The sequence below is a fragment of the Curvibacter microcysteis genome (assembly GCF_028649455.1).
GTDB classification, from domain to species: domain Bacteria; phylum Pseudomonadota; class Gammaproteobacteria; order Burkholderiales; family Burkholderiaceae_C; genus Curvibacter; species Curvibacter microcysteis.
Genome location: NZ_JAQSIO010000004.1, coordinates 340,406 through 366,299, shown reverse-complemented (window position 1 = coordinate 366,299; position 25,894 = coordinate 340,406). Strand labels below are relative to the sequence as shown.

The 25,894-nt window shown below is 64.3% G+C and carries 26 protein-coding genes; 20 read left to right on the top strand and 6 right to left on the bottom strand.

Features of this window, described 5'->3' with window-relative positions; all coding sequences use genetic code 11:
• Positions 1-18 precede the first annotated feature (18 nt).
• The 6 genes from dinB (at position 19) to PSQ39_RS13195 (ending at position 6,337) form a co-directional block, all read left to right on the top strand.
• The gene (gene dinB, locus PSQ39_RS13220; RefSeq protein ID WP_273927277.1) at positions 19-1,188 is read left to right on the top strand and encodes a DNA polymerase IV; all 1,170 of its coding nucleotides are present in this window, start codon (positions 19-21) and stop codon (positions 1,186-1,188) included.
• Between the two features lie 154 nt (positions 1,189-1,342).
• Complete coding sequence (locus PSQ39_RS13215) at positions 1,343-2,275, top strand: DUF3034 family protein (RefSeq protein ID WP_273927276.1); 933 nt, start codon at positions 1,343-1,345, stop codon at positions 2,273-2,275.
• A gap of 69 nt (positions 2,276-2,344) precedes the next feature.
• Positions 2,345-2,812, top strand: a complete 468-nt coding sequence (locus tag PSQ39_RS13210; RefSeq protein WP_273927275.1) for a group I truncated hemoglobin — start codon at positions 2,345-2,347, stop codon at positions 2,810-2,812.
• Positions 2,809-3,480, top strand: coding sequence for a cupredoxin domain-containing protein (locus PSQ39_RS13205; protein WP_273927274.1), 672 nt, complete (start codon positions 2,809-2,811; stop codon positions 3,478-3,480). Before PSQ39_RS13210 ends, PSQ39_RS13205 begins: the two co-directional genes overlap by 4 nt.
• A 159-nt stretch (positions 3,481-3,639) precedes the next feature.
• On the top strand, positions 3,640-4,473 hold the full coding sequence (locus PSQ39_RS13200; protein WP_273927273.1) for an enoyl-CoA hydratase-related protein: 834 nt from the start codon (positions 3,640-3,642) through the stop codon (positions 4,471-4,473).
• A gap of 304 nt (positions 4,474-4,777) precedes the next feature.
• A complete protein-coding gene (locus tag PSQ39_RS13195) occupies positions 4,778-6,337 on the top strand; it encodes a methyl-accepting chemotaxis protein (protein ID WP_273927272.1) in 1,560 nt (519 codons plus the stop codon).
• A gap of 18 nt (positions 6,338-6,355) precedes the next feature.
• Here PSQ39_RS13195 and queF read toward each other — a convergent pair whose 3' ends face one another.
• From queF to PSQ39_RS13175, 4 genes are all read right to left on the bottom strand, one after another.
• Positions 6,356-7,201 (bottom strand): NADPH-dependent 7-cyano-7-deazaguanine reductase QueF, encoded by an 846-nt coding sequence (gene queF, locus PSQ39_RS13190; RefSeq protein WP_273927271.1) that lies wholly within the window; start codon positions 7,199-7,201, stop codon positions 6,356-6,358.
• A 59-nt stretch (positions 7,202-7,260) separates the two neighbouring features.
• Positions 7,261-8,145, bottom strand: a complete 885-nt coding sequence (locus PSQ39_RS13185) for a prolyl hydroxylase family protein (protein WP_273927270.1) — start codon at positions 8,143-8,145, stop codon at positions 7,261-7,263.
• An 82-nt stretch (positions 8,146-8,227) separates the two neighbouring features.
• Entirely contained in the window at positions 8,228-9,004 is a 777-nt protein-coding gene (gene yaaA / locus PSQ39_RS13180) for a peroxide stress protein YaaA (RefSeq protein WP_273927269.1), read from the bottom strand.
• A 164-nt stretch (positions 9,005-9,168) separates the two neighbouring features.
• Positions 9,169-12,228 (bottom strand): Rne/Rng family ribonuclease, encoded by a 3,060-nt coding sequence (locus PSQ39_RS13175; RefSeq protein WP_273927268.1) that lies wholly within the window; start codon positions 12,226-12,228, stop codon positions 9,169-9,171.
• Positions 12,229-12,774: 546 nt separating this feature from the next.
• On the opposite strand from PSQ39_RS13175, the gene PSQ39_RS13170 reads away from it, so the two are divergent.
• Genes PSQ39_RS13170 through PSQ39_RS13155 form a run of 4 tightly spaced genes read left to right on the top strand, consistent with a single transcriptional unit; the run spans position 12,775 to position 15,960 of the window.
• Positions 12,775-13,803 (top strand): RluA family pseudouridine synthase, encoded by a 1,029-nt coding sequence (locus PSQ39_RS13170; protein WP_409242031.1) that lies wholly within the window; start codon positions 12,775-12,777, stop codon positions 13,801-13,803.
• Positions 13,800-14,474: an HAD family hydrolase gene (locus tag PSQ39_RS13165; protein WP_273927266.1), complete on the top strand. Its 675-nt coding sequence runs from the start codon at positions 13,800-13,802 to the stop codon at positions 14,472-14,474. The genes PSQ39_RS13170 and PSQ39_RS13165 overlap by 4 nt, the downstream gene beginning before the upstream one ends.
• 30 nt (positions 14,475-14,504) lie before the next feature.
• On the top strand, positions 14,505-14,870 hold the full coding sequence (locus tag PSQ39_RS13160; RefSeq protein ID WP_273927265.1) for a Rieske (2Fe-2S) protein: 366 nt from the start codon (positions 14,505-14,507) through the stop codon (positions 14,868-14,870).
• A gap of 1 nt (position 14,871) precedes the next feature.
• Positions 14,872-15,960: a S49 family peptidase gene (locus PSQ39_RS13155; RefSeq protein WP_273927264.1), complete on the top strand. Its 1,089-nt coding sequence runs from the start codon at positions 14,872-14,874 to the stop codon at positions 15,958-15,960.
• 47 nt (positions 15,961-16,007) lie between these two features.
• Here PSQ39_RS13155 and PSQ39_RS13150 read toward each other — a convergent pair whose 3' ends face one another.
• Positions 16,008-16,820: an SAM-dependent methyltransferase gene (locus PSQ39_RS13150; RefSeq protein ID WP_273927263.1), complete on the bottom strand. Its 813-nt coding sequence runs from the start codon at positions 16,818-16,820 to the stop codon at positions 16,008-16,010.
• Positions 16,820-17,443 (bottom strand): Maf family nucleotide pyrophosphatase, encoded by a 624-nt coding sequence (locus PSQ39_RS13145; protein WP_273927262.1) that lies wholly within the window; start codon positions 17,441-17,443, stop codon positions 16,820-16,822. The genes PSQ39_RS13150 and PSQ39_RS13145 overlap by 1 nt, the downstream gene beginning before the upstream one ends.
• Positions 17,444-17,469: 26 nt before the next feature.
• On the opposite strand from PSQ39_RS13145, the gene PSQ39_RS13140 reads away from it, so the two are divergent.
• The 10 genes from PSQ39_RS13140 to PSQ39_RS13095 all read left to right on the top strand — a co-directional run bounded on the left by PSQ39_RS13140 (position 17,470) and on the right by PSQ39_RS13095 (position 25,846).
• Positions 17,470-18,021: a YceD family protein gene (locus PSQ39_RS13140; protein WP_273927261.1), complete on the top strand. Its 552-nt coding sequence runs from the start codon at positions 17,470-17,472 to the stop codon at positions 18,019-18,021.
• A 173-nt stretch (positions 18,022-18,194) separates the two neighbouring features.
• Complete coding sequence (gene rpmF, locus PSQ39_RS13135) at positions 18,195-18,377, top strand: 50S ribosomal protein L32 (RefSeq protein WP_273927260.1); 183 nt, start codon at positions 18,195-18,197, stop codon at positions 18,375-18,377.
• A 106-nt stretch (positions 18,378-18,483) separates the two neighbouring features.
• Entirely contained in the window at positions 18,484-19,539 is a 1,056-nt protein-coding gene (gene plsX, locus PSQ39_RS13130; RefSeq protein WP_273927259.1) for a phosphate acyltransferase PlsX, read from the top strand.
• Positions 19,536-20,513 carry a beta-ketoacyl-ACP synthase III gene (locus PSQ39_RS13125; RefSeq protein ID WP_273927258.1) on the top strand — a complete coding sequence of 326 codons (978 nt, stop codon included), beginning with the start codon at positions 19,536-19,538 and terminating at the stop codon, positions 20,511-20,513. The genes plsX and PSQ39_RS13125 overlap by 4 nt, the downstream gene beginning before the upstream one ends.
• Positions 20,514-20,615: 102 nt before the next feature.
• Positions 20,616-21,566 carry an ACP S-malonyltransferase gene (gene fabD, locus PSQ39_RS13120; RefSeq protein WP_273927257.1) on the top strand — a complete coding sequence of 317 codons (951 nt, stop codon included), beginning with the start codon at positions 20,616-20,618 and terminating at the stop codon, positions 21,564-21,566.
• A complete protein-coding gene (gene fabG / locus PSQ39_RS13115; RefSeq protein ID WP_273927256.1) occupies positions 21,563-22,306 on the top strand; it encodes a 3-oxoacyl-ACP reductase FabG in 744 nt (247 codons plus the stop codon). The genes fabD and fabG overlap by 4 nt, the downstream gene beginning before the upstream one ends.
• Positions 22,307-22,411: 105 nt before the next feature.
• Positions 22,412-22,651 (top strand): acyl carrier protein, encoded by a 240-nt coding sequence (gene acpP / locus PSQ39_RS13110; protein ID WP_019575021.1) that lies wholly within the window; start codon positions 22,412-22,414, stop codon positions 22,649-22,651.
• Between the two features lie 117 nt (positions 22,652-22,768).
• On the top strand, positions 22,769-24,016 hold the full coding sequence (gene fabF, locus PSQ39_RS13105; RefSeq protein WP_273927255.1) for a beta-ketoacyl-ACP synthase II: 1,248 nt from the start codon (positions 22,769-22,771) through the stop codon (positions 24,014-24,016).
• A 555-nt stretch (positions 24,017-24,571) separates the two neighbouring features.
• Positions 24,572-25,207, top strand: coding sequence for an RNA polymerase sigma factor RpoE (gene rpoE, locus PSQ39_RS13100; RefSeq protein ID WP_273927254.1), 636 nt, complete (start codon positions 24,572-24,574; stop codon positions 25,205-25,207).
• Positions 25,208-25,225: 18 nt separating this feature from the next.
• Positions 25,226-25,846: a sigma-E factor negative regulatory protein gene (locus PSQ39_RS13095; RefSeq protein ID WP_273927253.1), complete on the top strand. Its 621-nt coding sequence runs from the start codon at positions 25,226-25,228 to the stop codon at positions 25,844-25,846.
• Positions 25,847-25,894 lie beyond the last annotated feature (48 nt).

The following is a 25,894-nucleotide window of genomic DNA, read 5'->3' as shown; positions in this document are numbered from 1 at the left end:
CGCATCGCCCACCTCGACATGGATGCTTTTTATGCCTCGGTCGAGTTGCTGCGCTACCCCCAACTCAAGGGCTTGCCGGTGGTCATCGGCGGTGGGCGCCGGGGCGTGGACTCGGTGCTGGCCGCTGGCCCCGAGCTGCCGCTGGAAGCGTTTCCGCGCCTGGCGGGCTACACCGGGCGCGGCGTCATCACCACCGCCACCTACGCCGCGCGCCAGTTTGGCGTGGGCTCGGCCATGGGTTTGATGAAGGCGGCGCGCCTGTGCCCGCAGGCCATTTTGTTGCCGGTGGACTTTGACGAGTACCGCAAGTTCTCACGCTGGTTCAAAAGCATCATCACCGACATCGCGCCGCTGATGGAAGACCGGGGCGTGGACGAGGTCTACATCGACTTCACCGACGTGCCTGGGGGCCAGCGCGAGGGCGGGCGCGTGCTGGCGCGCCTGATCCAGAAAAGCATCTTCGAGGCCACCGGCCTGACCTGCTCGGTGGGCGTGGCGCCCAACAAGCTGCTGGCCAAGATGGCCAGCGAGTTCAACAAGCCCAATGGGATCTCGGTGCTGCACGAGCACGAACTGCGCGATCGCATCTGGCCTCTGTCGTGCCGCAAGGTCAACGGCATTGGCCCCAAGGCGGAGCAAAAGCTGGTCGCCCACGGCATCCACACCCTGGGCGATCTGGCCCAGCGGCCGCGTGACTGGTTGCTGGCCCACTTTGGCAAGGCCTACGGCGCCTGGCTGCACGAGGCGGCCTGGGGGCGCGACGCGCGGCCGGTGGTGACCGAGAGCGAGCCCGTCTCCATGAGCCGCGAAACCACTTTTGAGCGCGACCTGCACGCGCGCCATGACCGCGCCGAGCTGAGCCAGGTCTTCACCCAGCTGTGCGAGCGGGTGGCGGCCGACCTGCAGCGCAAAGGCTATGTGGGCCGCACCATTGGCGTGAAGCTGCGCTACGACGACTTCCGCATCGTCACCCGGGATCAGACCCTCGGTGAGGCCACGGCCGACGCGGCGCTGATCCGCCGCACCGCTGGCCTGTGCCTGAAGCGGGTGGATTTGACGCGGCGCTTTCGCTTGCTGGGGGTGCGCGTCGGGGGCTTGCAACGACTGGGCGAGGATGGTCTGCCCCAGCCTCCAGCCGCCCCCAGCGCAGCGGCGCCAACCGCGCCTGCCATGGACCAGCTCTTCTGAGCCCGCGGCTCCGGGCTGGGGGGCGGGGCCCCAGACAAAGCCCCCACAGCCCGCTGGGATAAACGGTTTTTGAATCCAGTTGAGTGGCGCCCGCGTACAAGCTCACAAGGCCCGCTCGGTGCCCGTCCCTGCCCCTACCTGGAGATGCTTGTTGATGCTTACTTCTTTCCGACTGCTGGCACTGTCCTGTGTGCTGGCTGCCCCCTCCTTCAGCGCCTGGTCTGACACGGGCAAGCTGCGCCTGACCGGCGGCATCAGCAGCGTGGATGGCGCGGGCGGTGGTGGTGTGTCGCCCTGGGCCCTGATCGGCACCCAGGCCACCGAAGGGGAGCAGGGCCTGAGCCTGAGTGCCAGCCGCTTGCGCACCCAGGACTACGGCTTGGACACGGTGGCGGCCGCCTGGTCCTGGAATGACCGGCTGGAGCTGTCGCTGGCGCGGCAAGACTTTGATGCCTCGCCCGCCGTGGCCTTGAACGGGCTGGGCTTTGCCGTCAGCCCAGGCCAGCACATCCGCATGGACGTGCTGGGCGTGAAATGGCGCGTGGCCGGCGAGGCGGTGCTGGACAGCGACAGCCTGATGCCCCAAGTGGCTGTGGGGGCGCAGTTCAAGCACACGGATGCCGGCAGCCTGCGCCCAGTGCTTGATTTTGTCGGGGCCAAGACCCAGGGTGTCGATGTCTACGTGGCTGCCAGCAAGCTGCTGTTGGAGCGGGGCCTGCTGCTCAATGCCACCCTGCGTTACACCAACGCCAACCAGGGCGGCCTGCTGGGCTTTGGGGCGGCGGCGCCCGGGCGCCAGGCGCGTTCGCTGCAGCCCGAGCTGTCGCTGGCTTATCTGCTGCGCAAAGACCTGGCGGTCGGCGCCGAGATTCGCTGGAACCCCAACAACCTGGAGGCTGTGGGCCGGGCGGCCGGCCTGGGCAACGCGCTGCGCCAGGACGCATGGCGCGATCTCTTTGTGGTGTGGTCGCCGACCCGGCAGTGGACCTTGACGGCCGCTTATGTGGACCTGGGGCGGGTGGTGCCCGGGGTGACCCAGAACCGGCGCCAAAGTGGGCTGTTTGTGGCCAGCACCTGGTCTTTTTGAGTGGGCCCGGCCTGCGTTTTTCCGTGTGACCCCGGCGTGGGTCGCCTGTGCTTGATTGGAGTCTTCAGCATGAAATCATGGATTGTTCCCTTTAGCCTGCTCGGTCTGAGCAGCCTCAGTGTCTGGGCCCAGCCCAGCCCCCCGCTGGCCGATGCGGGCGTGAGCGTGGCCGCCCCGGCAGAGTCCCCGCTGTACCTGAGCCTGGGCAAGAAAGCGGGCATTGGCCGCTTGATGGATGACTTTGTGAACCGCCTGGCTGCCGACACGCGCCTGAGCGAGTCCTTCCGCGAGGCCAACCTGCCCCACCTGAAAGAGCAGTTGACCGAGCAAATTTGCGAGGTCGCTGGCGGACCCTGCGTCTACAAAGGCGTGGACATGAAGACCGCGCACGAGGAGATGAACATCCGCCGGTCCCACTTCAACGCCCTGGTGGAAGACCTGCAGGCGGCTATGGACGCGCAAGGCATTGCCTTTCGGGTGCAGAACCAATTGCTGGCACGTCTGGCGCCCATGCACCGCGAGATCATCGCCCGATGAGCAGCCGCCCTCACACACGCTGGGCCCGCAGGGGCTTGGGGGCCTTGGCGTTGAGCCTGTTGGGCAGCCTGGCGGCCCAGGCCAGCACCTTGCAGGCCCGGGTGCTGGACCGCGAGGGGCAGCCCGTGGCGGATGCCGTGCTGGAGGTGTTGCTGCCGCCCAGCACGGAGCAGCGGCCCAGCTGGGCCGCCTCTGCCTTGGTCACCCAAGAGAAGATGCAGTTCATCCCCCGCGTCAGCGTGGTGGTGGCCGGCATGCGGCTGCGTTTCACCAACCAAGACCGCTGGGACCACCATGTGCGGGTGCTGCCTGCCAGCCTGAGCCGGCTCAACGAGGCGGGTGGCATGGAGTTCCGCCTCAGTGGCCTGGTCGAAGGTCAGCCGGCCAGCAGCCAGGAGCGCAGTTTTGACCAGCCCGGGGTGTACCTGCTGGGCTGTCATTTGCACAGTTCCATGCGCGGCCATGTCTATGTGGCGGAGTCGCCTTGGGTGGCCAAGACGGGGGCCGATGGCACGGTGAGCTTGCAGGGCTTGCCCACCGGGGTGGCCACGGTGCGCCTGTGGCAGGCCGATGAGGTGCAGACCATCGCGCCGCGCACGGTGACCCTGGGCGCGAGCCCGCAAACGCTGGACTACCAGCTCAGCGTGGTGCCGCGCCGGCGTCGCTGATGGGCTGACCAGAGGGCTAAGACCCCCGCCCCAGGGGCCGCACGGGTGGAGCCCCTGTGGGCGCTTGTCGCCTGTTTGCCTGATGGGTGGGGCCAGGGGCGCTAAATTGCACAGCGACCCCAACCCAGAGGCCGCCCGCCGGCCCGATCAGGAGACCCCATGAACTGCTTCACCCTCAGCCAGTCCGAGCACATCGCCCATTTGGTGCTGAACCGCCCCGAGGCCATGAACACCATGAACCCGGTGTTTTGGCGTGAGTTGGACGAGGTGCTCAGCACCTTGCACCGTGAGGGCCGCGCCCGTGCGCTGGTGATCTCCAGCTCGGGCAAGCACTTCAGTGCGGGCATGGCGCTGGAGACCTTTGGCGGGGCCATCACCATGGACGACCAAAGCCCCGAGGGCCGTGCGGCCATCTTTGACCTGCTGACCGACATGCAGGCCACCTTCAGCCGCCTGGAGTCGCTGCGCATCCCGGTGATCGCGGCCATCCAGGGCGGCTGCGTGGGGGGCGCGGTGGATTTGGTGACGGCCTGTTGCATCCGCTACGCCAGCGCCGAGGCTTTCTTCTGCATCCAGGAGATCAACATCGGCATGGTGGCCGACGTGGGCACCTTGCAACGTTTGCCCAAGCTGATCCCGCTGGGCCTGGTCAAGGAACTGGCCTACACCGGCCGCCGTTTGGGCGCGGCACGGGCCCTGTCTTGTGGCCTGGTCAACGAGGTGTTTGACAGCGCAGAGGCCACGCTGGAGGCAGCACTGCAATGCGCCCGCGAGATCGCTGCCAAGCCGCCCGTGGCCATCTGGGGCAGCAAGCAGGCCATCCATTACGCCCGCGATCATTCGGTGGACGATTCGCTGCGTCAGATGGGTTGGCTGCAGGGCGCCATCTGGAGCAATGCCCATGTGGGCGAGGCGGTTCTGTCGCAAAAGCAAAAGCGCAGCGGGGAGTTCACGCCCTTGTCGCCCTTGACGTCCTTCCGTGATTTGCCCTGATCGGTGGGTCACCGAGCGCCGCTGAAAAGTCGATTTGACGCAGGTCAAGCCCTGTATCAAATCGCTGCATGAACGGAGCGCCCGGTGTTACATTTTTAGACAGTTAACAAATCCGTCGTGCCCGACCGGCAAGGGCACAGACGGTGCGAGTTCAGGGCTCATCGTCAGGGAAACCCCTTGGCAGGAGGAGCGTGAACTCAGGGGAGGATTGGTGAACTCGGGCCTCCAGCCATGGGATGGGGGATGAGCACTGGGCACCGATTCATTGCGGGCACACCTGTCAATTCTGATGGCGAGGTTCAAGATGAGAGTCAATTTGCCGGTGACCCAGCAGGAGTTCCTTTTTTCAGAGGACGAACTGCTGGTGTCGACCACCGACACGCGCGGCGTGATCACCCATTGCAACCCGGCCTTTGTGCATGTCAGCGGCTATGCCTACGAGGAGCTGATTGGCCAGCCGCACAACTTGATTCGCCACCCCGACATGCCCGCGGCCGCCTACAAGGACATGTGGGCCACGATCGGGCGCGGCCGGCCCTGGACGGGTCTGGTCAAGAACCGCCGCAAGGACGGCAGCCATTACTGGGTGCAGGCCAATGTCACCCCCATCATGAGCCACGGCAAACCCACGGGCTACATGTCGGTGCGCATCAAGCCCGACCGCGCGGCGGTGCAACAGGCCGAGGCCTTGTACGCCCGCATGCGGGCCGAGGCCGAGCAGGGCCGGGCTTCGGTGGTGCTGCATGGCGGTGAATTGCGTGCCACCGGCTGGCGCGGTGCGCTGGCGCGCTTGGGGCGTCTGGATTTGCCCAGTCGCCTCGGCTTGATGTTGCTGGTGTTGGGCCTGGCCACCTTGCTGCCTGACTTGTTGGGGGCGTCCGGTGCGTGGGCGCCTTGGGCTCGCGGCGCGGTGCTGCTGCTGGGCAGCCTGGGCGTGGCCGCCTGGTTCCGCTGGCGCATCACCGGCAGCCTGGACGAGGCGGTGCGTTTTGCCGGTGACCTGTCGGGCTGCAACCTCAGCACCACGGTCCGGACCGACCACCCCGAGCCCATGGCCTCCCTGATCAAGCGTCTGGTGCAGATCCAGGTCAACCTGCGGGCGGTGGTGGGCGATGTGCGCAACGAGATTGAAGGCTTCACCCAATCGGCCAGCGAGATCGCCCAGGGCGCCAATGACTTGTCGGCCCGCACCGAGGCCCAGGCCAGCGCGCTGGAGCAGACCGCGGCCTCGATGGAGCAGATTTCCAGCACCGTGCGTCAGACCGCAGACACCTCGGCCCAGGTCTCGGGCGAGAGCGAGCGCAGCACGGCGGTGGCCCAGCAAGGGGGCCAGGCCATGCGGCAGGCCGCGCAGGCCATCGGGGCCATGGAGAGCTCCTCGGACAAGGTGAGCGAGATCATCGGGGTCATTGAAGGCATTGCCTTCCAGACCAATATCCTGGCGCTCAACGCCGCGGTAGAGGCCGCCCGCGCGGGTGAACAGGGCCGAGGTTTTGCGGTGGTGGCCTCGGAGGTGCGGGCCCTGGCGCAGCGCAGTGCCAATGCGTCCAAGGAGATTCGAACCCTGATCGTGGGCTCTTCACAGCAGGTGCACGACGGGGCACGCCAAGTGCAGGGCGTGGGCCAGACCATCGAGGAAGTGGTGGCTTCGGTGGCGCGGGTCAGCGCCCTGGTCACGCAGATCAGCTCGGCCGCCCGCGAACAGTCCACGGGCCTGTCGCAAATCAACGAGGCGGTGGTGCAGCTCGACACGGCCACCCAGCAAAACGCGGCCTTGGTGGAGCAGTCGGCCGCGGCGGCTCAGTCGCTGAGCAGCAGCGCCCGGTCTCTGGAGCGCTCGGTCAGCGTGTTTGTCTTGTCCTGAGGCGCCGCGCCTGCGCGCTCACTGCCGGGCCGTGCGCACATTGGCCGGCAGGGCCTGTGGGTGGCTGGTGCGAAAGGGGTTGATGTCCAGACCGCCGCGCCGCGTGTAGCGCGCATAGACCGACAGCTTGATGGGTTGGCAGCGCGTCCAGACGTCCATGAAGATGCGCTCCACGCACTGCTCGTGGAATTCGTTGTGGTTACGAAAACTCACCAGGTAGGCGAGCAGGCCTGCCTGGTCGATTTGCGGCCCGCTGTACTGGATTTGCACACTGCCCCAGTCGGGCTGGCCGGTGACCAGGCAATTGCTCTTGAGCAGGTGGCTGGTCAGGGTTTCGGTGACTGGGGCCTCGCTTGTGGCTGCGCTGAGCAGTTCGGGCGCGGGCGTGTAGTGGTGGCACTCAATGTCCAGGCGGTCGAGGTTGAGGCCGTCGAGTTCGTGCACGGGTTCGCGGTCAAACAGCTCGGGCGACAGCAGTTTCACGCCCACGCTGGCGGGCTGGGCCGCACCGCGCCAGGCGGCTTCGCTGAGGTCCTTGCGCAGGCGCGCCTGCACCTCGCTGGCGTCGGCAAAGCGGGTGTTGTTGAAGCTGTTGAGGTACAGCTTGAAGGACTTGCTCTCGATGATGTTGGGGCTCTCGCAGGGCACGGTGATGTGGGCCAAAGCCACCTGCGGCTTGCCGCGCGGGTTGAGCCAGGACAGCTCAAACGCCGTCCACAGGTCTGCGCCAAAAAAGGGTGGGGTGCCGGTCACGCCGATTTCGGCACGCTTGCCCTGGCGCGGAATGGGGAACAGCAGGCTGGCGTCGTACTGGTCGACATAGGCCGAGGCTTTGCCCAACTGGGATTGTTCGGGGGTGTTCATGGGGTCTGGACTTCACAAAAAAAGGGGCCGGCGCCGGCGCGCGGCGGCTGCTTGGGGCCTCAGTGGAATTCGCCTTCGCGCAGCCATTTGGTGGCCACCCACTTCTCACCCGCGAGCACAGGGGCGCCGCCATGCAGGGTGCGGCTGGAGGGGTGGGCCTGGGCGTAGCTGAAGAAGACGGCGTTGCCGCGCTTGGGCGTCACTTCCAGCTGCAGGTCGGGGAAGGTGGTGCCTCCGCCTTGGGCCGGTTCGTTGAGGTACATGACCAAGGTCGCCACGCGCTGGCCGCCGCGTTTGAGGATGGTGGGCGTGCCGGGCTCGTGCGGGTCAAAGTAGTCGTAGTGCGGCTTGTACTCGGCGCCGGGCCGGTAGTGCAGCACCTGCAGGCCTTCGCCGTGCAGCAGGGGCCAATTCAGCAGCCGGGCAATGCGTTCCTCGATGCGCTGGATCAGGGCGGACTCGCCCCGGCTGAAGAACATGCCGTCGCTGGTGCGGTCCACGCTGACTTCCTCGCCACCGGTCTGGGTCATGACTGTGAGGGAGCGTGCCAGGCGCGGTTCGGCTGCGGCGATCAGGCCTTCGCACTCTTCGGCGCTGAGGAAATCGCCAAACAGCACCACCGAGGGGTTTTGCAGGTGCATCAGCACGGCCACCTGGCGGTCGCCCGCGTCCACGTAAAGCGGTGATCCCTGCAACAGGGGGGCGGGCAGGGGTTGGCTGGGCGGGAGGCGGGGCGTGGCCGCGCGCGCCTGCGCCACGTCGAGTTGCTGTTTCAGGGTTTGCTCCAGCGCCTGCAGTGCGACGGCCTCGGTCCAGCCGGCGGCTTGCATGGCTTGCAGCACGCTGGCGGGGTCATGGCCGGCTTCGCTTTGCTCCAGGATCCAGCGGGTCAGCGCGGGGGTGATGGCTTGCGAGTTCGACGAGGGGTTGGCGGCGTTCGTCATAGCGGGGCTGAAGGGGCGGAGGGCTCCATCCTAAGCCCAGACATGGCCTGGGCCGAGCAACAAGGGCTGGGACATGTGGGGCTCACTCCTGGCGGCGACGGAACACCAGGCGGTCCGGCTCGCTGGCGGCTGGCACGAAGCCATAGCCTTCCAGCGCAAAGCCTTCGAGCTGTTGCGGCAGTCGCACGCGCTCGGTGATGGCGTAGCGCGCCATCAGACCCCGGGCCCGCTTGGCGTGGAAGCTGATGATTTTGTACACGCCCCCTTTCCAGTCTTCAAACACACACTCGATCACGCGCGCCTTGAGCACTTGGCGCTGCACCGATTTGAAGTACTCCTGCGAGGCCAGGTTGACCACCACCGGGGTGGCATCGGCTTGCAGGCGTTGGTTCAGGTGGTCGGCGATCTGGGCGCCCCAGAACTGGTAAAGGTCTTTGCCAGCCGGCGTGGCCAGTCGGGTGCCCATTTCCAGTCGGTAGGGCTGCAGCGCGTCCAGCGGGCGCAGCACGCCATACAGGCCGCTGAGGATGCCCAGGTGTTGTTGGGCCCATTGCAGATCTTCAGGCGACAGGCTGGCGGCCTGCAGGCCTTCGTAGACATCGCCGTTGAACGCCAGCACGGCCGGGCGCGCATTGTGCACGGTGCTGCGCGGTGACCAGGCCTCGTAGCGCGCCACGTTCAAGCTGGCCAACTTGTCGCTCAGGCTCATGAGGCTGGCGATGTCCTGGGGCGACTGCTGGCGCAGCACGTCGATGAGTTGCTGGGATTGGGCGGTGAACAGGGGCTTGGAGGCCGTCACGCCGGTCGGCAAGGGCGACTCGTAGTCCAGGGATTTGGCAGGGGAGAGCAGAAACAGCATGGGCGATCTCAAGATGGGGCGCAGGACAGCGACTGATTGTGCCCCCAAGCGCAAGACCTCATGGCTCGCAGCGGCAAAACGATGGGCGAAAAAAAATCGCCTCCGAAGAGGCGATTTTCAGGTGCGGTACAGGCCCCACCGTGGCGGGGCCGGGCGCGGGCCGATCAGGCGTTTTGCTCGAAGGGCAGCTTCAGTTCGCTGAGGTCGCGGCGGGTTTCCACCAGCACCAGCGGGCCTTCTTCGATCATCACCACGGGCGGACGTTCGCGGGGCACATGCACTGGCTTGGGTTCGGCCGCAATCGCGGCTTGCACGGCAGCGATCTTCTCGGCATCCGAGTTGACCCATTGCAGGCCCGAAGATTCGGCGATCTGCTGCAGGTCCGCGATGGGCAGCTCAAACGCCGTGACCTTGGGCAGGCCGCTGGCTGCCACGGGGGCGGCGGCAGGGGCAGGCACAGGCGCTGGCACAGGGGCTTGCGCAGCGGCGGCCACAGGGGCTTCGGCCACGGGGCTCAGCGGGGCGGCGGCAGGGGCCGGCACCACGATTTCCACCGGGGCGTCGGCCACGGCGGCGGGGGCGTCGGCGTTCAGGGCCTCCACGGGGTCGGCGGCGCCAGCGTCACGCGGGGCGCGATCACCGTTGTTGCGTTCGCGGCGGTCACGGCCATAGCGGTCACGCGAACGGCGCTCACGGCGCTGTTCATCGCCTTCAGCACCTTGCGGGCGCTGTTGCGGCGCTTGACCGTCTTGGGCATCCGACAGCGGTGCCTGAGCGGCGTCGGTGGGGGCCTGGGCTTGGCCACCGTCCAGCGCAGCCACAGGGGCTTCGTGGGTGTCGGCCGAACCTTCGGTCGGACGGGGGCCACGGTCTTGGCGCGGGCCACGTTCACGGCGACCGCCTTCACCACGCTCGCCACGTTCACGGCGCGGGCCGCGTTCAGGGCGGGTTTCGGCCACGGGGTTGCCGGCTTCGTCCAGGTTCACCAGGGCTTGCGGGGCTTCGGCGTTGGCATTGGCCGCATCAAAGGCTTGGTTGCGGTTGTCGACAGGCGCGCCGTTGTCCGGACGCTCTTGGCGCGGGCCACGTTCACGGCGACCGCCTTCTGGGCGTTCACCACGTTCGCCGCGTTCACCACGGCCGTCACGGCGGGCTTCGCCTTCCGGACGATCGCTGCGCGGGGGGCGGGTGTCGCCGGCTTCGCGCGGCGCGCGGGCTTCGCCGCGCTCTGGGCGTTCGCCGCGTTCCGGGCGATCGCCACCGCGTTCGTTGCGGCGGCCACCACGGCCTTCACCGCGCTCGCCACGTTCGCCATTGCCATTGCGGCCTTCGCCACGGCGGCCGTTGCGGCCTTCGCCACGCTCGCCGCGTTCGCCGTTGCGGCCTTCGCGCTTGTCTTCCTTCTTGACTTCGCTCACCACCGGGGCGACCGGGGCGGGCTCAGCGGCCTTCACGCCGAACAGGCCCTTGAGCCAGCCAAAGAAGCCCGTGTCAGCCGGGGCTGCGGGGGCCGCAGCGGCCACCGGCGCGGCAGCGGCGGCGGGCTTGTCGCCAGCGGCCGCACGGCCACGGCCTGCGGGGGCGGCAGCGCCTTCAGGCTTGGGCACGGCTTGCGGTGCCGGGGCGTCAGGCAGCACACCCTTGATCACCGGGGTTTGCTTGTTGGTGGGCTCTTGCGAGCGGCGCGTCACGGTGGTGGCGTCTTCCACCACTTCGGCCATCTTGTAGCTGGCTTCGATGTGGTCCAGGCGCGGGTCGTCGTGCTTCAAGCGTTCCAGCTTGTAGTGCGGGGTTTCCAGTGCCTTGTTGGGCACCAGCAGCACGCTCAGGCGCTGCTTGACTTCGATCTTGGCGATCTCGGTGCGCTTTTCGTTGAGCAGGAAGGAGGCCACTTCAACCGGCACTTGCACGTGCACGGCGGCGGTGTTGTCCTTCATGGACTCTTCTTGGATGATGCGCAGGATTTGCAGCGCCGAGCTTTCGGTGTCGCGGATGTGGCCGGCACCGCCGCAGCGCGGGCAGGGAATGGACGAGCCTTCCGACAGCGCTGGCTTCAGGCGCTGGCGGCTCATTTCCATCAGACCGAACTTGCTGATGGTGCCGAACTGCACGCGAGCGCGGTCTTGGCGCAGCGCATCGCGCAGGCGGTTTTCCACTTCGCGGCGGTTCTTCGACTCTTCCATGTCGATGAAGTCGATCACGATCAGGCCGCCCAGGTCGCGCAGGCGCATCTGGCGGGCCACTTCGTCAGCCGCTTCCAGGTTGGTGCGGGTGGCGGTTTCTTCGATGTCGCCGCCCTTGATGGCGCGGGCCGAGTTGACGTCCACGCTGACCAGTGCTTCGGTGTGGTCGATCACGATGGCGCCGCCCGAGGGCAGGGTCACGGTGCGGGCGTAGGCCGATTCAATTTGGTGTTCGATCTGGAAGCGGCTGAACAGCGGCGCATCGTCGCGGTAGCGCTTCACGCGGGCGGCATGTTCGGGCATGACGTGGGCCATGAACTGCTGCGCTTGTTCATAGATGTCGTCGGTGTCGATCAGGATGTCGCCGATGTCGTGGTTGAAGTAGTCGCGGATGGCGCGGATCACCAGGCTCGACTCTTGGTAGATCAGGTAGGCACCCTTGCCGCCCTTGGCTGCGCCGTCGATGGCGTGCCAGAGCTTGAGCAGGTAGTTCAGGTCCCACTGCAGTTCGGGCGCCGAGCGGCCGATGCCGGCGGTGCGCGCGATGATGGACATGCCGTTGGGGTATTCCAACTGGTCCATCGCTTCTTTGAGTTCGGCCCGGTCTTCGCCCTCGATGCGGCGCGACACGCCACCACCGCGGGGGTTGTTGGGCATCAGCACCACATAACGGCCGGCCAAGCTGACGAAGGTGGTCAGGGCCGCGCCCTTGTTGCCACGTTCTTCTTTTTCGACCTGGACCAGCAGTTCCTGGCCTTCACGGATCACATCGTTGATGCGGGCCTGGCTCGGCGACACGCCGGGCGCAAAGTACTGGCGCGAGATTTCCTTGAAAGGCAGGAAGCCGTGACGGTCTTCGCCGTAGTCCACAAAACAGGCTTCGAGGCTGGGCTCGACGCGGGTCACGACGGCCTTGTAGATGTTGCCCTTGCGCTGTTCGCGCCCTTCGATTTCGATTTCGTAGTCGAGCAGTTTTTGCCCGTCCACGATGGCCAAACGGCGTTCTTCTGCCTGGGTGGCATTGATCAGCATCCGTTTCATGATGCGTGTCCTTCCTGGACCCTCAGGTCCATGCAATCGTCAAATCTTCAACAGGCCCGAAATGAGCCAACGATGCCGGAACAGACGCTTTGAAACGAAGGGAATTGCCAAAGTAGCCGCAACACCAGTGAGCCTTGGGCTCAGGTGTCGGGCGGGGGCGCGTGGATGGGGGCGAGGGAGAGGGGTTGCCGTGTGGCCGCAAAGGGTGCGGCGTCAGGTGTCCGGTAGGCGGGCACCATGGGTGATTCCATGCCATGCGACCGTGGCTCTAGCCACTGCAAGCAGGTATGAATCAGCGCCATCAGCACAATATGTCTCGCTTTGATCCGCTCAAGGCCCGGCTGAGATTGGTCAGCAGGCCCTTGGGCATGGGTATTCCGTATCGGTGTTTCAAAGTGCCGGCCCATCTGGGTTTGGAGCACCGTCATCACGCACTCTGGTACGTGATCTACCTGCCACAAGCCAGTCGGCATCGACCTTGCCAGCGCTGCGGTGGTGGGACTGGACTAAACTCCAGACGAATCAACCAGTTACAGCAAAGCGCTAGTGAAACACATTATAGAGGGCAAAGTGCCCCCCCGAGTCCAGCCTGCCGCGGTCGCGGCCAGCGTGGTCGAGGTGGACGAAGAGTCGGCCGGGCAGCGCTTGGACAACTTCCTGATCCGGCAGCTCAAAGGCGTGCCCAAGACCCATGTTTACCGCATCATCCGCAGCGGTGAGGTGCGGGTGAACAAGGGCCGGGCCTCGGCCGATACCCGGGTGCAAACCGGCGATCTGGTCCGTTTGCCGCCCGTCCGGCAGTCCGAACGTGCCGCGGAGAAGGAGGCTGCCCCAGCCCCCGCGCGTGAATTCCCGATTCTGTTTGAAGACGACCATGTGCTGGCCATTGCCAAGCCCGCTGGCGTGGCCGTGCATGGCGGCAGCGGGGTGAGCTTTGGGGTCATCGAGCAGCTGCGTCAGGCGCGGCCCCAGGCCAAGTTCCTGGAACTGGTCCACCGACTGGACCGGGAGACCTCCGGCATTTTGTTGTTGGCCAAAAAGCGCTCCGCTTTGGTGCATTTGCAAGACCAGTTCCGCGAGCGAGAGACCGGCAAGACCTACCTGGCATTGGCCGGAGGGAATTGGCCGAACAACAAGAAAGTCATCGATTCAGCGCTGCAGAAATACCTGTTGCCGGACGGCGAGCGGCGCGTGCGCGTGGTGGAGAAAGACCACCCAGACGCCATGCGTGCCGTGACCTTGGTCAAGGTCCAGTCGCGCTCGGCGCCCGTGCAGTTGGCGGGCTTGCCCGTGTTTTCGCTGCTGGAGGTGACGATCAAGACCGGTCGCACGCACCAGATCCGCGTCCACTTGGCCTCCAGCGGCCATTCGATCGCCGGTGACGACAAATATGGGGACTTTGAACTCAACCGCCGCTTGCAAAAGCAAGGGCTCAAGCGCATGTTCTTGCACGCTTGGCGCTTGCAGTTCAATCACCCCGCCAGCGGCGAACGCATCAGCCTGGAAGAGGCTTTGCCGACCGAGTTGCAGCAGTTCATTGACCAGATTCAGCCCACAGCGGCGCCCGCACCATGACCTCCAACGCCACCCGAGCCCGCCAATTTGACCTGATCGCTTTTGATTGGGATGGCACTTTGTTTGATTCGACCCAGATCATCGTGCGCTGCATCCAGGCGGCCGTGGTCGATGTGGGTGGGCAAAAGCCCTCTGATGAAGCGGCTGCCTATGTCATTGGCATGGCCTTGATGCAGGCCCTGGCCCATGCCGCCCCCGATGTGCCACCCGAAAAATACCCGGAACTGGGGCAGCGCTACCGTTTTCACTATGTGAAGCACCAGGACGACATCGCCTTGTTCGAGGGCGTGCTGCCTTTGCTCAAGCAGCTGCGTGAGCAGGGGCACCTGATCACGGTGGCCACAGGCAAGAGCCGGCGTGGCTTGGACGAGGCTTTGCACACGGTGGCTTTGCGCGGGGTGTTTGACGGCTCCCGCACGGCCGATGAGACCGCTGGCAAGCCCGATCCGTGCATGCTGCACGAGTTGATGGCTGAGTTCGATGTGGCGCCCGAGCGCACCTTGATGATCGGCGACACCACCCATGACCTGCAGATGGCGCTCAACGCGGGTTGCGCCAGCGTGGGGGTGAGCTATGGCGCGCACGAGCCGGACGCGTTCCATGTGCTCAAGCCCCTGCACATCGCCCATTCGGTGGCTGATTTGCAGCAGTGGTTGCTGCAGAACGCCTGAGTGATGGGCCTGGTTGGAGGAGGGTGGGTGATGAATGACTTGATTCCGTTGTGCAACAGCAACGATTTGGTGGCCGGCGGTCAGGCGGTGCCCTTCGATGTGGTCTACGCTGGTCAGACCTGCCGTGCCTTTGCCATTCGCTATGAAGATCGCGTCCATGCCTACCTGAACCGCTGCACCCATGTGGCCATGGAGATGGATTACCAGCCGAACCGCTTTTTTGATGACACCGGTCGCTGGCTCTTGTGCGCCACCCATGGTGCGGCCTATGCGCCCGATACCGGGGCTTGTCAGGGTGGCCCCTGCCGGGGTGGTCTGATTCGCATCGAGTTGTCAGAGTGGGATGGCGTGGTCCACTGGCATACTGCCTACAACCTGCACCCAGTTGAATTTTGAGATGACGGACTCCTTCAAGCCAGACCCTTCCGATGCCCCCGACCAGTCTGCGGCTCCCGCCCAGGCGCCGCTCGCTGGGCCAGAGCCGTCCGTTCCTCCTGTGAGGCCCGCTGCTCCGATTCCTGCGGCGACTGCTGCGGCGACTGCTGCGGCCGCCGGCCTGACCCCTGGTTGGGAGCGCGCCACGTTGGAAAAGCTGGCTTTCGCGGCCTTGCGTGAGCAGCAGGCGGCGCGTCGTTGGCGCAATTTCATTCGTCTGGCTTGGTTGTTGGCCTTGGTCGTGGGGGGCTGGCTGGCTTTCAGCCGCACCGCGCCGGTGACTGACAAAAGTTCGCCCCACACGGCAGTGGTCGAGATCAAGGGTGAAATCGCTGCGGGGGCGGACGCCAGCGCTGAGTTTGTCGTGGCCGCCATGCGCAGCGCCTTCGAGGACGAAGGGGCCCAGGCCGTGGTGTTGTTGATCAACTCCCCTGGTGGCAGCCCGGTGCAGGCCGGCATCATCAACGACGAGATCCGGCGCTTGAAAGACAAGCACAAAAAGCCCGTCTACGCGGTGGTGGAAGAGTCCTGCGCCTCGGCGGCGTATTACATCGCGGCGGCAGCCGACCAGATTTTTGTCGACAAGGCCAGCATCGTTGGCAGCATTGGCGTTTTGATGGACGGCTTCGGTTTCACGGGTTTGATGGACAAGGTGGGCGTGGAACGCCGCTTGTTGACGGCTGGTGAGAACAAGGGCTTTTTGGACCCCTTCAGCCCCCAAACTGAGAAGCAGCGCGCCTTCGCCCAGGCCATGCTGGACCAGATCCACAAGCAGTTCATTGCGGTGGTGAAAGCGGGTCGGGGTGAGCGTCTGAAAGAAAGTCCTGACACTTTCAGCGGCCTGTTCTGGACGGGCGAGCAAGCCGTGGCCATGGGGCTGGCCGACCAATTGGGCAACCTTGACTTTGTCGCGCGTGAAGTCGTCAAGGCCGAAGAGTTGGTGGACTACACCCGCCGGGACAACGTGGCGGAGCGCTTGGCCAAGCGCTTCGGCGCTGCGTTTGGCGAGGGCGCGGTGCGCGCCCTCAAGTCGGTGCCGGCCTTGCGTTGAGGCGCAGGTGCGGGGCCGCCATGGTGGCGACCGCAGCGGTTGAAGCCTCAGCGGCCGATGCTGAACACCGCCGGGGTGTCGGCGGGCGGGAAGGCATTTTTGTCCTTGCCCGTGGTTTTGCCCTGGTGGGCTTGCTGGCGCCAGTTCTTGACCAAATCGCTGCGGTTGCGACCTGACTCCAGGGTCAGGCCGATGCTGATCGCCAGCCGTGTGTTGGGTTGCAACGTCTGGACCAGGGCTTGCCACAGCGCCGGGTTGCGGTAGGGCGTCTCGATGAAGATCTGGGTCTGACCGGTGCGCAGGGCAAAAGACTCCAGCTCTTTCAGGCGCTGGCTGCGTTCACCGGCGTCTTGGGGCAAGTAGCCCACAAAAGCAAAATTCTGTCCATTCAAACCGCTGGCGGCCAAGGCCAGCAGCAGCGACACGGGTCCGGTCAAAGCGATCACTTCCAGACCCAAGTCGTGCGCCGCGCGCACCACCGAGGAGCCTGGGTCTGCCACGGCGGGCATGCCCGCTTCGCTGATCAGTCCCATGTCGTGCCCGGCCAGCGCGGGGGCGAGCAAGGGGCGGGCGTCAAACTGACCGGCTTCGTGGTCGCCTTTTTTGTGCACATGGCGCGGCAGTTCTTGCAGCGACTGCTCTTGCAAGGGCGCGACCAGGGGGTGGTGCTCGCCAATCCGCTTGAGGTAAGCGCGTGCGCTTTTCGCGTTCTCGCAAACCCAATGTTGCAGACCGGCGGCGGTTTTCAGGGTGTGTGTGGGGATGACGTCGGTCACCGGGGCTTGCTGAGTACAGCCAAAGTCCAGCGGTGCGGGTACCAGGAACAGGCGGCCCTTCGGGGTGTTTGCAGAGGTGTTCATCACAGCAGTCGAATGCCTGCGGCCTGGATCAGGTTGCAGGTGCGGATCAAGGGCAGACCCACCAAGGCGGTGGGGTCGTCGTTTTCGATGGAGCTCAGCAGGGCAATGCCCAGGCCTTCGCTTTTGGCGCTGCCAGCGCAGTCATAAGGCTGCTCGGCGCGCAGGTAGTTTTCGATTTCGCTGTCGCTCAAGTCGCGAAAGCGCACTTTCACCTGGGCCAATTCTGCGCGTTCAAAGCCTGTGGCCTGGCAGACCACCGCCACGGCGGTTTGGAATACCACGGTTTGGCCACGCATGCGGCGCAACTGGGCCACAGCGCGTTCGTGGTTGCCGGGCTTGCCCAGGGGTTCGCCATCCAAGTCAGCCACTTGATCCGAGCCGATCACCACCGCCTGCGGAAACTGCTGTGCCACAGCCTGGGCTTTGGCCAGCGCCAGGCGCAGGGCCAGTGCTGCTGGGGCCTCATCGGCTTGTGGGGTCTCATCGACGTCGGGGGCGGCCACCTCGAAGGGCAGCCCCAGGCGTTGCAGCAACTCGCGGCGGTAGCGGGAGGTGGAGCCCAGCACCAGCAGGCGCTGTGGCGTGACGGCGTGGGGGGTGGGGGAGGGCGCGCTTGGGTTCATGCGGGGGATTCTCTTACACTGCGCGCATGAAGAAAGAGTATTCCCTGGAACGCTTGGACCTGAAGGCTTTGGCCCAGGCCGGTGATGAGTTGGCCGGTCAGGCCCCGATCAGCCAATTTGCCCGCTTGGTTGAAGAGTCGGCGCCTGGCAGTCCGCTGAGCCACGAAGTGCGTTGGACGGCGCTGGGTGAGGCTCGACCTGTCACGGGCGGCGATGACCAGGTTTGGCTGCATTTGCAGGCTGAGACCACGCTGACCCAGGTGTGTCAGCGTTGTTTGGGCCCGGTGGACACCGGCTTGTGGGTGGATCGCTCCTTCCGTTTCGTCAAGGATGAGTCCGTCGCTGAGGCGGAGGACGATGAGTCGGAAGAGGATGTGCTGGCCCTGAGCCGCGAGTTCAACCTGCTGGAGTTGATCGAAGACGAGCTGCTGATGGAGTTGCCCGTGGTGCCGCGCCATGAGGAATGCCCGGAAGAGGTTCCGATGGCCGTGGAGGATGAGGACTACCAGGCGGCCGAGGCCGAAAAGCCCAATCCTTTTGCGGCCTTGGCCAAGCTCAAAAAAGGGGGGCTGGGCTAAAGCCTCGTCTTGGGATATAATCAAAGGCTTCGCGCGAATTCCTAGGCGTCTTTTTGATCTGGTTGCCGCGCTGATTGAGTTGATATTCATCGATTTCGCACTCACTGAGTTGCTTGCATTGGGGGTTCCCCGGCGCAAGCGCATGTAACAACCCTTAAGTTCAGGAGCCTGACATGGCTGTCCAGCAAAACAAAAAGTCCCCTTCCAAGCGCGGTATGCACCGCTCGCACAATGCCCTGAACGTGCCGGGCATTGCAGTGGAAGCCACCACCGGTGAAACTCACCTGCGTCACCACATCAGCCCGAACGGCTTCTACCGTGGTCGTCAGGTTCTGAAGAACAAGTCCGAAGCCTGATCTGCTTCCGGAGCCATCAAAGCCCGATGCTACCTTTCAGTAGCGCGGGCTTTTCTTTTGTTGGCGCCCCATTTTGAGACCGCGCACGCGGTTGATTGAGCTCTGAATGATCACTCTGGCTGTTGATTGCATGGGGGGCGACCACGGTCCCCGTGTCACGCTGGCTGCTTGCCGGCATTTTCTGGATCAGCATGCGGACGCCCGCCTGTTGTTGGTGGGAAAACCCGAGTCCATGGCGGACTGGTCCCATGAGCGTGCAGACATCCTGCCTGCCTCCGAAGTGGTGGGCATGGACGACACCGTTGAGGTGGCGCTGCGCAAGAAAAAAGACTCCTCGATGCGGGTGGCCATCCAGCAGGTCAAGGATGGTCGTGCCGATGCGGCCGTGTCTGCGGGCAACACCGGCGCCTTGATGGCCATCGCTCGCTACCTGCTCAAGACCCTGGATGGCATCGATCGCCCGGCCATTGCCGCGCTGATGCCCAACGGCAAGGGGCAAGCCACCACGGTGCTCGATCTCGGGGCCAATGTGGATTGCACGGCAGAACACCTGCTGCAGTTTGCGGTCATGGGGTCGGCCCTGGTGTCGGTGCTGAAGAACGACAACACGCCGTCGGTCGGGTTGCTCAACATTGGTGAAGAAGTCATCAAGGGCAATGATGTGATCAAGCGCGCGGGTGAGTTGCTGCGCTCCGCGGGTCAATCGGGTGATCTGAACTTCTACGGCAACGTCGAAGGCAATGACATTTTCAAGGGTACGACCGAGATCGTGGTCTGTGATGGCTTTGTGGGCAACGTGGCCCTGAAGGCGACCGAAGGACTGGCCTTCATGATCGTGGGTTTTTTGCGTGAAGAATTCTCGCGAAGCATCTTCACCAAAATTGCTGCCATCTGCGCCTATCCAGTCCTATCTTCTTTGAAAAAGAGAATGGACTACCGCCGCTACAACGGCGCGGCCTTGCTGGGCCTGCGTGGACTGGTGTTCAAGAGCCACGGTTCAGCCGACGAGTTCGCTTTCGAGCAGGCTTTGAACCGGGCGTATGATGCGGCTCGGAACAACCTGCTCGACCGTGTGAAGGTCCGCATTGCCCGTGCTGCCCCGCTGTTGGTGGCGGCCACGGGTGAACTGGGCGCGAGCGCGGCGGGCACCCCAGCACCATGAGACGTTATTCGCGCATTGCCGGCACCGGCAGCTATCTGCCCCCGCGCAGACTCACCAACGCTGACTTGGCCGCCGAGCTGGCCACCCAAGGCGTTGAAACCTCAGACGAATGGATTGTGGAGCGCACGGGCATCCGAGCCCGGCACTTTGCGGCCCCCGATGTGGGCAGCAGCGATCTGGCCTTGCAAGCAGCGCAGCGCGCTCTGGAGGCCGCAGGCCTGGAGGCCTCGCAGATCGACCTGATCATCGTGGCCACGTCCACGCCGGACATGGTGTTTCCTTCGACGGCTTGCATCTTGCAGCACAAGCTCGGCAACGCCGGAGCTGCTGCTTTTGATGTGCAGGCGGTTTGCAGTGGTTTTGTGTACGCGCTGACCGTGGCTGACGCCATGATCCAAAGCGGTGCTGCGACGCGCGCACTTGTCGTGGGCTCGGAGGTCTTCTCGCGCTTGCTCGACTTCAAGGACCGCACCACCTGTGTGCTGTTTGGCGATGGTGCGGGGGCGGTGGTGTTGGAGGCGTCGGATCAGCCGGGCATCTTGGCCACTGATTTGCATGCCGACGGCAAGCACGTGGGGATTCTGTGTGTGCCCGGTCATGTGTCGGGTGGGCACATCTTGGGCGATCCCTTGCTCAAGATGGATGGCCAGGCGGTGTTCAAGCTTGCGGTCGGTGTCCTGGAGGAGGCGGCTCGCGCCACCTTGGCCAAGGCGGGCAAGACCGAGGCGGACATTGACTGGTTGATTCCGCACCAGGCCAACATCCGCATCATGCAAAGCACGGCGCGCAAGCTCAAGTTGTCCATGGACAAGGTGGTCGTCACCGTTGATCAGCATGGCAACACGTCTGCCGCCTCAATTCCTTTGGCCTTGGATGCGGCTGTTCGTTCGGGTCGCGTGCATCGTGGCCAGACTTTGATGCTCGAGGGCGTCGGCGGTGGCTTCACCTGGGGTGCGGTGCTGGTGCAGTACTGACGTGCTGGGCGGCTGGCCTGTTTTGGCTTGGCTCCTCGGGTGGGTTTGGCTCGGCATGCGTCGCTGCTGGGCTTCGTATCTAGATTGAATTCTTGCAACACCATGACTTCATTTGCATTCGTTTTTCCGGGGCAGGGTTCCCAATCGGTCGGCATGCTCGACGCCTGGGGTGATCACCCTGTGGTGCAGCAAACCCTGCAAGAAGCGTCGGACGCCTTGGGGGAAGATGTTGGTGCCCTGATCCATGCGGGTCCCAAGGAAGCCTTGGCCCTGACCACCAACACCCAGCCCGTGATGCTTGTGGCAGCCGTGGCGGCCTACCGCGCCTGGATGGCTGAGACCGGGCTGCAGCCTTCGGTGGTGGCAGGTCATTCGCTGGGTGAGTACTCTGCGCTGGTGGCTTCGGGTGTGTTGACGCTGGCTCAGGCTGCGCCGCTGGTGCGATTCCGTGCTGCGGCCATGCAGGAAGCTGTACCCGTGGGGGTGGGGGCCATGGCCGCCATCCTGGGCATGGATGCAGCCAAGGTGCGCGCTGGCTGCCTGGAGGTCACCCAGTCTTTTGGCGCCGGTTCGGTGGAGGTGGCTGAGGCTGTCAACTTCAACGACCCCATGCAAACCGTGATCGCAGGCACCAAGGCGGGCGTCGAGAAGGCATGTGAACACCTCAAGGCCCAGGGCGCCAAGCGCGCGCTGCCTTTGCCGGTGTCGGCACCTTTCCATTCCAGCCTGATGAAGCCAGCAGCGGACAAGCTGCGCGAGAAGTTGGCTGGGTTGACTTTGGCGGCGCCTCAAATTCCGGTGTTGAACAACGTGGATGTGCTGGTCGAAACCGACCTCGATCGCATCCGGGACGCGCTCTACCGCCAGGCCTTCCAGCCGGTTCGTTGGGTCGAATGCGTGCAGGCCATCAAGGCCCGTGGCGTCAACACCCTGGTGGAATGTGGTCCTGGTAAGGTGCTGGCCGGGATGACCAAGCGCATTGACGCTGAATTGGTGGGGGCTGTGGTGCTGGACCCAGTCACCTTGGCAGAAACCAAAGGATTGTTGGCATGAGTGAAGTGAATTTTGTGGGCCAAGTGGCCCTGGTGACGGGGGCTTCGCGCGGTATTGGTGCCGCCATTGCCCTGGAGTTGGCCCAGCGTGGCTTGAAGGTGATTGGCACGGCCACCACCGATGACGGCGCAGCCCGCATTGGCGAAACCCTGGCAGCCCACGGTGGTCAAGGTGCTCGGCTGGATGTGAATGATGGCGAGGCCGTCGAGGCCCTGATCGATCGCATCGTCAAGGAGCACGGCGGCCTGCAGATCCTGGTCAACAACGCGGGCATCACCCGTGACATGTTGGCCATGCGCTTGAAAGATGCTGACTGGGATGCGGTGCTGGACACCAATCTGAAGTCGGTCTTTCGCATGAGCCGTGGTGTCATGCGTCAGATGATGAAGCAGCGTTATGGCCGCATCATCAGCATCACCAGTGTTGTGGGCGCTTCCGGCAATCCGGGTCAGGCCAACTATGCGGCCGCCAAGGCGGGTGTGGCGGGCATGACCCGTGCACTGGCCCGTGAGCTGGGCAGCCGTGGCATCACGGTCAACTGCGTGGCCCCTGGTTTCATCGACACCGACATGACGGCTTCGCTGCCTGAAGAGCAGCAAAAAGCACTGCTGTCCCAGATCCCCTTAGGGCATCTGGGCCGCCCTGCTGACATCGCTCATGCCGTCGCTTACCTGGCCTCGCCGCAGGCTGCGTATGTGACTGGCCAGGAGTTGCATGTCAATGGCGGCATGTACATGTAAGAAGCCTGCAAGTTAAAGTCGTTTGGTCCGTACGGCGAATGCTTCGGGAATGTTTCCCTGAGGCGGCTAAAATCACGGATCTTTTTACAACCCTCAGAGGGAACCATGAGCGATATCGAAGCACGTGTCAAAAAAATCATCGCCGAACAACTCGGCGTGGAAGAGTCTCAAGTCACCAACGAAAAGGCTTTCGTGGCCGACCTGGGCGCTGACTCTCTGGACACGGTGGAGCTGGTGATGGCGCTGGAAGACGAGTTCGGCATCGAGATCCCGGACGAAGACGCCGAGAAGATCACCACGGTGCAAAACGCGATCGACTACGCGAACACGCACCACAAGGCCTGAAGTCCTTCCGGACAGGTCTGAAACCTTTTCATGTGCGGGCAGGAGCGGTCCTTCGGGCTGGTCCTGACCTGTCACGGATCGCCGGCGTTTGACGTCCGGCCAAACTGAGATTTTCATATGTCCCGTCGTCGCGTCGTCGTCACTGGGCTGGGCTGTGTCAGCCCGGTAGGCAATACGGTTGCCGAGTCCTGGAACAACCTGCTGGCTGGCCAGTCTGGCATTGATCTCATCACCGCCTTCGATGCAAGCGCCTATGCCTGCAAGTTCGCCGGTGAGGTCAAAGGCTTTGATGTCACCCAGTACATGCCCGAAAAAGAAGCGCGTCACATGGACCGTTTCATTCATCTGGGCATGGCAGCAGCCATCCAAGCAGTGGCTGATTCCGGCTTGCCCACAGGCGACGCCCTGAGCGATGAGCAGGCGGTTCGCATCGGTTGCAACATCGGTGCGGGCATCGGTGGCTTGCCCATGATCGAACAAACCCACGCTGAACTGACGAACCGCGGCCCGCGCCGCATTTCGCCTTTCTTCGTGCCGGCGTCGATCATTAACATGATTTCTGGCCATGTGTCCATCAAGTATGGATTCAAGGGCCCCAACATCGCCGTGGTCACCGCATGCACCACCGGCCTGCACGCCATTGGCTTGTCGGCCCGCATGATTGAGTACGGCGATTGCGATGTGATGGTGGCGGGGGGCTCGGAGTCCACCGTGTCTCCGCTGGGCATTGGTGGCTTTGCCGCAGCCCGTGCACTGTCCACGCGCAATGACGACCCCAAAACCGCTTCCCGTCCTTGGGACAAAGACCGTGACGGCTTTGTGCTGGGCGAAGGCTCTGGCGTGGTGGTGCTCGAAGAGTACGAGCATGCCAAGGCCCGTGGTGCTCGCATTTACGCGGAGGTGAGCGGCTTTGGTCTGTCGGCCGACGCGTACCACATGACGGCACCCAACGTGGACGGTCCCCGCCGCTCCATGGAGATGGCGCTGCGCAATGCGGGCGTCAACGCTGACCAAGTCAACTACCTCAACGCTCACGGAACCTCCACGCCGCTGGGGGATGCGAACGAGTCCAACGCCATCAAGGCGGCGTTGGGCGATCACGCCTACAAGACGGTGGTCAATTCCACCAAGTCCATGACCGGCCACTTGCTGGGTGGTGCGGGTGGCATCGAGAGCGTGTTCACGGCCCTGGCGGTCTACCACCAGAAGAGCCCGCCGACCATCAACATCTTCAACCAAGACCCGGATTGTGATTTGGACTACTGCGCCAATGAGGCTCGGGATCTGAAGATCGACGTGGCGGTGAAGAACAACTTCGGCTTTGGCGGCACCAACGGAACCCTGGTGTTCAAGCGCCTGGTTTGATGTCCATTCGAGGGAGTGCCCGATGAATCCACGGGTCTCTCGCATTGCGGCAGGCGGAGCGTGTTGATGCATGCTCCCCCTGCCGTTTCTTTTTGTTTGAAGCCATCACCATGGCCGCAGCGTTTGTTGCTGTTGTGGCTGCTGCTGGCTTGGGGTGTCCAGCTGCTGTGGTGGCAGCGGTCAGGTGGGGCGGTCTGGGGACCTGTTCTGGGCGCGGTATTCAGCTTGCTCGCGGCGGGTCTGGCCTGGGTGCAAGCCCGGCGCCTGCCGGTGGGGGACTTGGTCTGGGACGGTGGGCTCTGGCAGCTGAACCGCCAAGCTGACGGGTCCGAGGACAGCGCAGCCGCGCTGACGGTGGTGCTGGACCTTCAGTGGGCCTTGCTCTTGCGCTGGCCTGCAGCCAGCGGCCGGTCGGCTGGGGTGTGGTTGTGGGTGCAACGCGCTTGGGCGCCTGAGCGCTGGCATGGACTGCGCTGTGCGGTATATTCGCGCGCTGCCCTCGGGCCGCTTGATCGCCCGCCGCTCTCCTGAGCCCTGGGTATTCTTTTTGACGTCATGACCACCTCCCTTTCTGAAACCAGCACGGCCCCTGAGGGCAGCGACCTGTTGCTGGTGCAGCGCGCCGTGGCGGGAGACCAGCGCGCTTTTGAGTTGCTGGTCATCAAGTACCAGCGCCGTGTGGCCCGTTTGGTGGCGCGCATGGTGCGCGACAGTGATCTGGTTGACGATGTGGTGCAAGAAACCTTCATCCGGGCCTACCGCGCCCTGCACCAGTTCCGTGGCGACGCTCAGTTCTACACCTGGCTGTACCGCATTGCGGTCAACACCGCCAAAAAAGCCCTGGTTGATTTGCGCCGCAATCCGGTGATGAACGAAAGCGCTTTGCGTGGCCGGGATGAAGATGATGAAACTTCCCGCGTGGAAAACGAACTAAGTTCCGATGAGACGCCGGAGACGGTGCTGGCAGCCAAGGAAATCGGGGCGGCGGTGAACGCAGCCATGGAGGCCTTGCCTGAGGATTTGAGGCATGCAGTGACCTTGCGAGAGATCGAGGGGCTGAGTTACGAAGACATCGCCGAGGTCATGAATTGCCCCATCGGTACGGTGCGTTCCCGAATTTTTCGGGCTCGCGAAGCCATATCGGCCAAGGTCAAGCCCCTGCTGACCAATCAAAGCGGCAAACGTTGGTGATGAATCATGGGATTGCAAATGGACAGACAGATTGAAAACCGCGAACTGATCTCCGATCTGGCTGACGGCAGGTTGGATGCCGTCGAGTTGACCCGTGCCATGGCTCGGATCGATGGCGATGAAGACGCCTTGCTGTCTTGGGAGGCCTACCACCTGAGCCGAGACGTGTTGCGCGGCGAGTGGGATGAGGCGGCTGATCCGGCCGCCGACTTGGCGCCTGATTTTTTAAGCCGACTGCGTACGCGCCTGCAGGATGAGGTCATTGCGCCGCCCGAAGCCCCTGTCTTGCCCATGGCGGAACCATTGCCCCCTCAACCTCAGCGCCTGGAAGCAGCCAATCAGCCGGTCTTCCGTTGGCGTTTGGTCGCGGGTCTGGCCACGGTGACCGCGGTGGCCGCTGTGGGCTGGGCCTTGTTGGCGAGCCAGTCGCCGATGCTTTCCTCTCCCCAACTGGCCCAAGACAGCCGCACGGGTGCGATGCAAACCGTGGCCTTGTCCAGTGGTGAGCGTGCCGTGATGTTGCGTGACCCCCGGCTTGACGAGCTCCTGGCTGCGCACAAGCAGGCGGGCGGAAGTTCGGCGCTGCAGATGCCGGCAGGCTTTTTGCGCAACGCCACCTTTGAGGGAGACGGTCGGTGATGCTCAGGCAGGTGATGAAAGCGAGAGCTTGGTGTGACGCGGGACGGT

Coding starts and splice junctions, on each gene's coding strand:
- dinB (WP_273927277.1), top strand. CDS start 19: ATGGATGCTTTTTATGCCTCGGTCGAGTTGCTGCGCTACCCCCAACTC.
- PSQ39_RS13215 (WP_273927276.1), top strand. CDS start 1,343: ATGCTTACTTCTTTCCGACTGCTGGCACTGTCCTGTGTGCTGGCTGCC.
- PSQ39_RS13210 (WP_273927275.1), top strand. CDS start 2,345: ATGAAATCATGGATTGTTCCCTTTAGCCTGCTCGGTCTGAGCAGCCTC.
- PSQ39_RS13205 (WP_273927274.1), top strand. CDS start 2,809: ATGAGCAGCCGCCCTCACACACGCTGGGCCCGCAGGGGCTTGGGGGCC.
- PSQ39_RS13200 (WP_273927273.1), top strand. CDS start 3,640: ATGAACTGCTTCACCCTCAGCCAGTCCGAGCACATCGCCCATTTGGTG.
- PSQ39_RS13195 (WP_273927272.1), top strand. CDS start 4,778: ATGAGAGTCAATTTGCCGGTGACCCAGCAGGAGTTCCTTTTTTCAGAG.
- queF (WP_273927271.1), bottom strand. CDS start 7,201: ATGAACACCCCCGAACAATCCCAGTTGGGCAAAGCCTCGGCCTATGTC.
- PSQ39_RS13185 (WP_273927270.1), bottom strand. CDS start 8,145: ATGACGAACGCCGCCAACCCCTCGTCGAACTCGCAAGCCATCACCCCC.
- yaaA (WP_273927269.1), bottom strand. CDS start 9,004: ATGCTGTTTCTGCTCTCCCCTGCCAAATCCCTGGACTACGAGTCGCCC.
- PSQ39_RS13175 (WP_273927268.1), bottom strand. CDS start 12,228: ATGAAACGGATGCTGATCAATGCCACCCAGGCAGAAGAACGCCGTTTG.
- PSQ39_RS13165 (WP_273927266.1), top strand. CDS start 13,800: ATGACCTCCAACGCCACCCGAGCCCGCCAATTTGACCTGATCGCTTTT.
- PSQ39_RS13160 (WP_273927265.1), top strand. CDS start 14,505: ATGAATGACTTGATTCCGTTGTGCAACAGCAACGATTTGGTGGCCGGC.
- PSQ39_RS13155 (WP_273927264.1), top strand. CDS start 14,872: ATGACGGACTCCTTCAAGCCAGACCCTTCCGATGCCCCCGACCAGTCT.
- PSQ39_RS13150 (WP_273927263.1), bottom strand. CDS start 16,820: ATGAACACCTCTGCAAACACCCCGAAGGGCCGCCTGTTCCTGGTACCC.
- PSQ39_RS13145 (WP_273927262.1), bottom strand. CDS start 17,443: ATGAACCCAAGCGCGCCCTCCCCCACCCCCCACGCCGTCACGCCACAG.
- PSQ39_RS13140 (WP_273927261.1), top strand. CDS start 17,470: ATGAAGAAAGAGTATTCCCTGGAACGCTTGGACCTGAAGGCTTTGGCC.
- rpmF (WP_273927260.1), top strand. CDS start 18,195: ATGGCTGTCCAGCAAAACAAAAAGTCCCCTTCCAAGCGCGGTATGCAC.
- plsX (WP_273927259.1), top strand. CDS start 18,484: ATGATCACTCTGGCTGTTGATTGCATGGGGGGCGACCACGGTCCCCGT.
- PSQ39_RS13125 (WP_273927258.1), top strand. CDS start 19,536: ATGAGACGTTATTCGCGCATTGCCGGCACCGGCAGCTATCTGCCCCCG.
- fabD (WP_273927257.1), top strand. CDS start 20,616: ATGACTTCATTTGCATTCGTTTTTCCGGGGCAGGGTTCCCAATCGGTC.
- fabG (WP_273927256.1), top strand. CDS start 21,563: ATGAGTGAAGTGAATTTTGTGGGCCAAGTGGCCCTGGTGACGGGGGCT.
- acpP (WP_019575021.1), top strand. CDS start 22,412: ATGAGCGATATCGAAGCACGTGTCAAAAAAATCATCGCCGAACAACTC.
- fabF (WP_273927255.1), top strand. CDS start 22,769: ATGTCCCGTCGTCGCGTCGTCGTCACTGGGCTGGGCTGTGTCAGCCCG.
- rpoE (WP_273927254.1), top strand. CDS start 24,572: ATGACCACCTCCCTTTCTGAAACCAGCACGGCCCCTGAGGGCAGCGAC.
- PSQ39_RS13095 (WP_273927253.1), top strand. CDS start 25,226: ATGGACAGACAGATTGAAAACCGCGAACTGATCTCCGATCTGGCTGAC.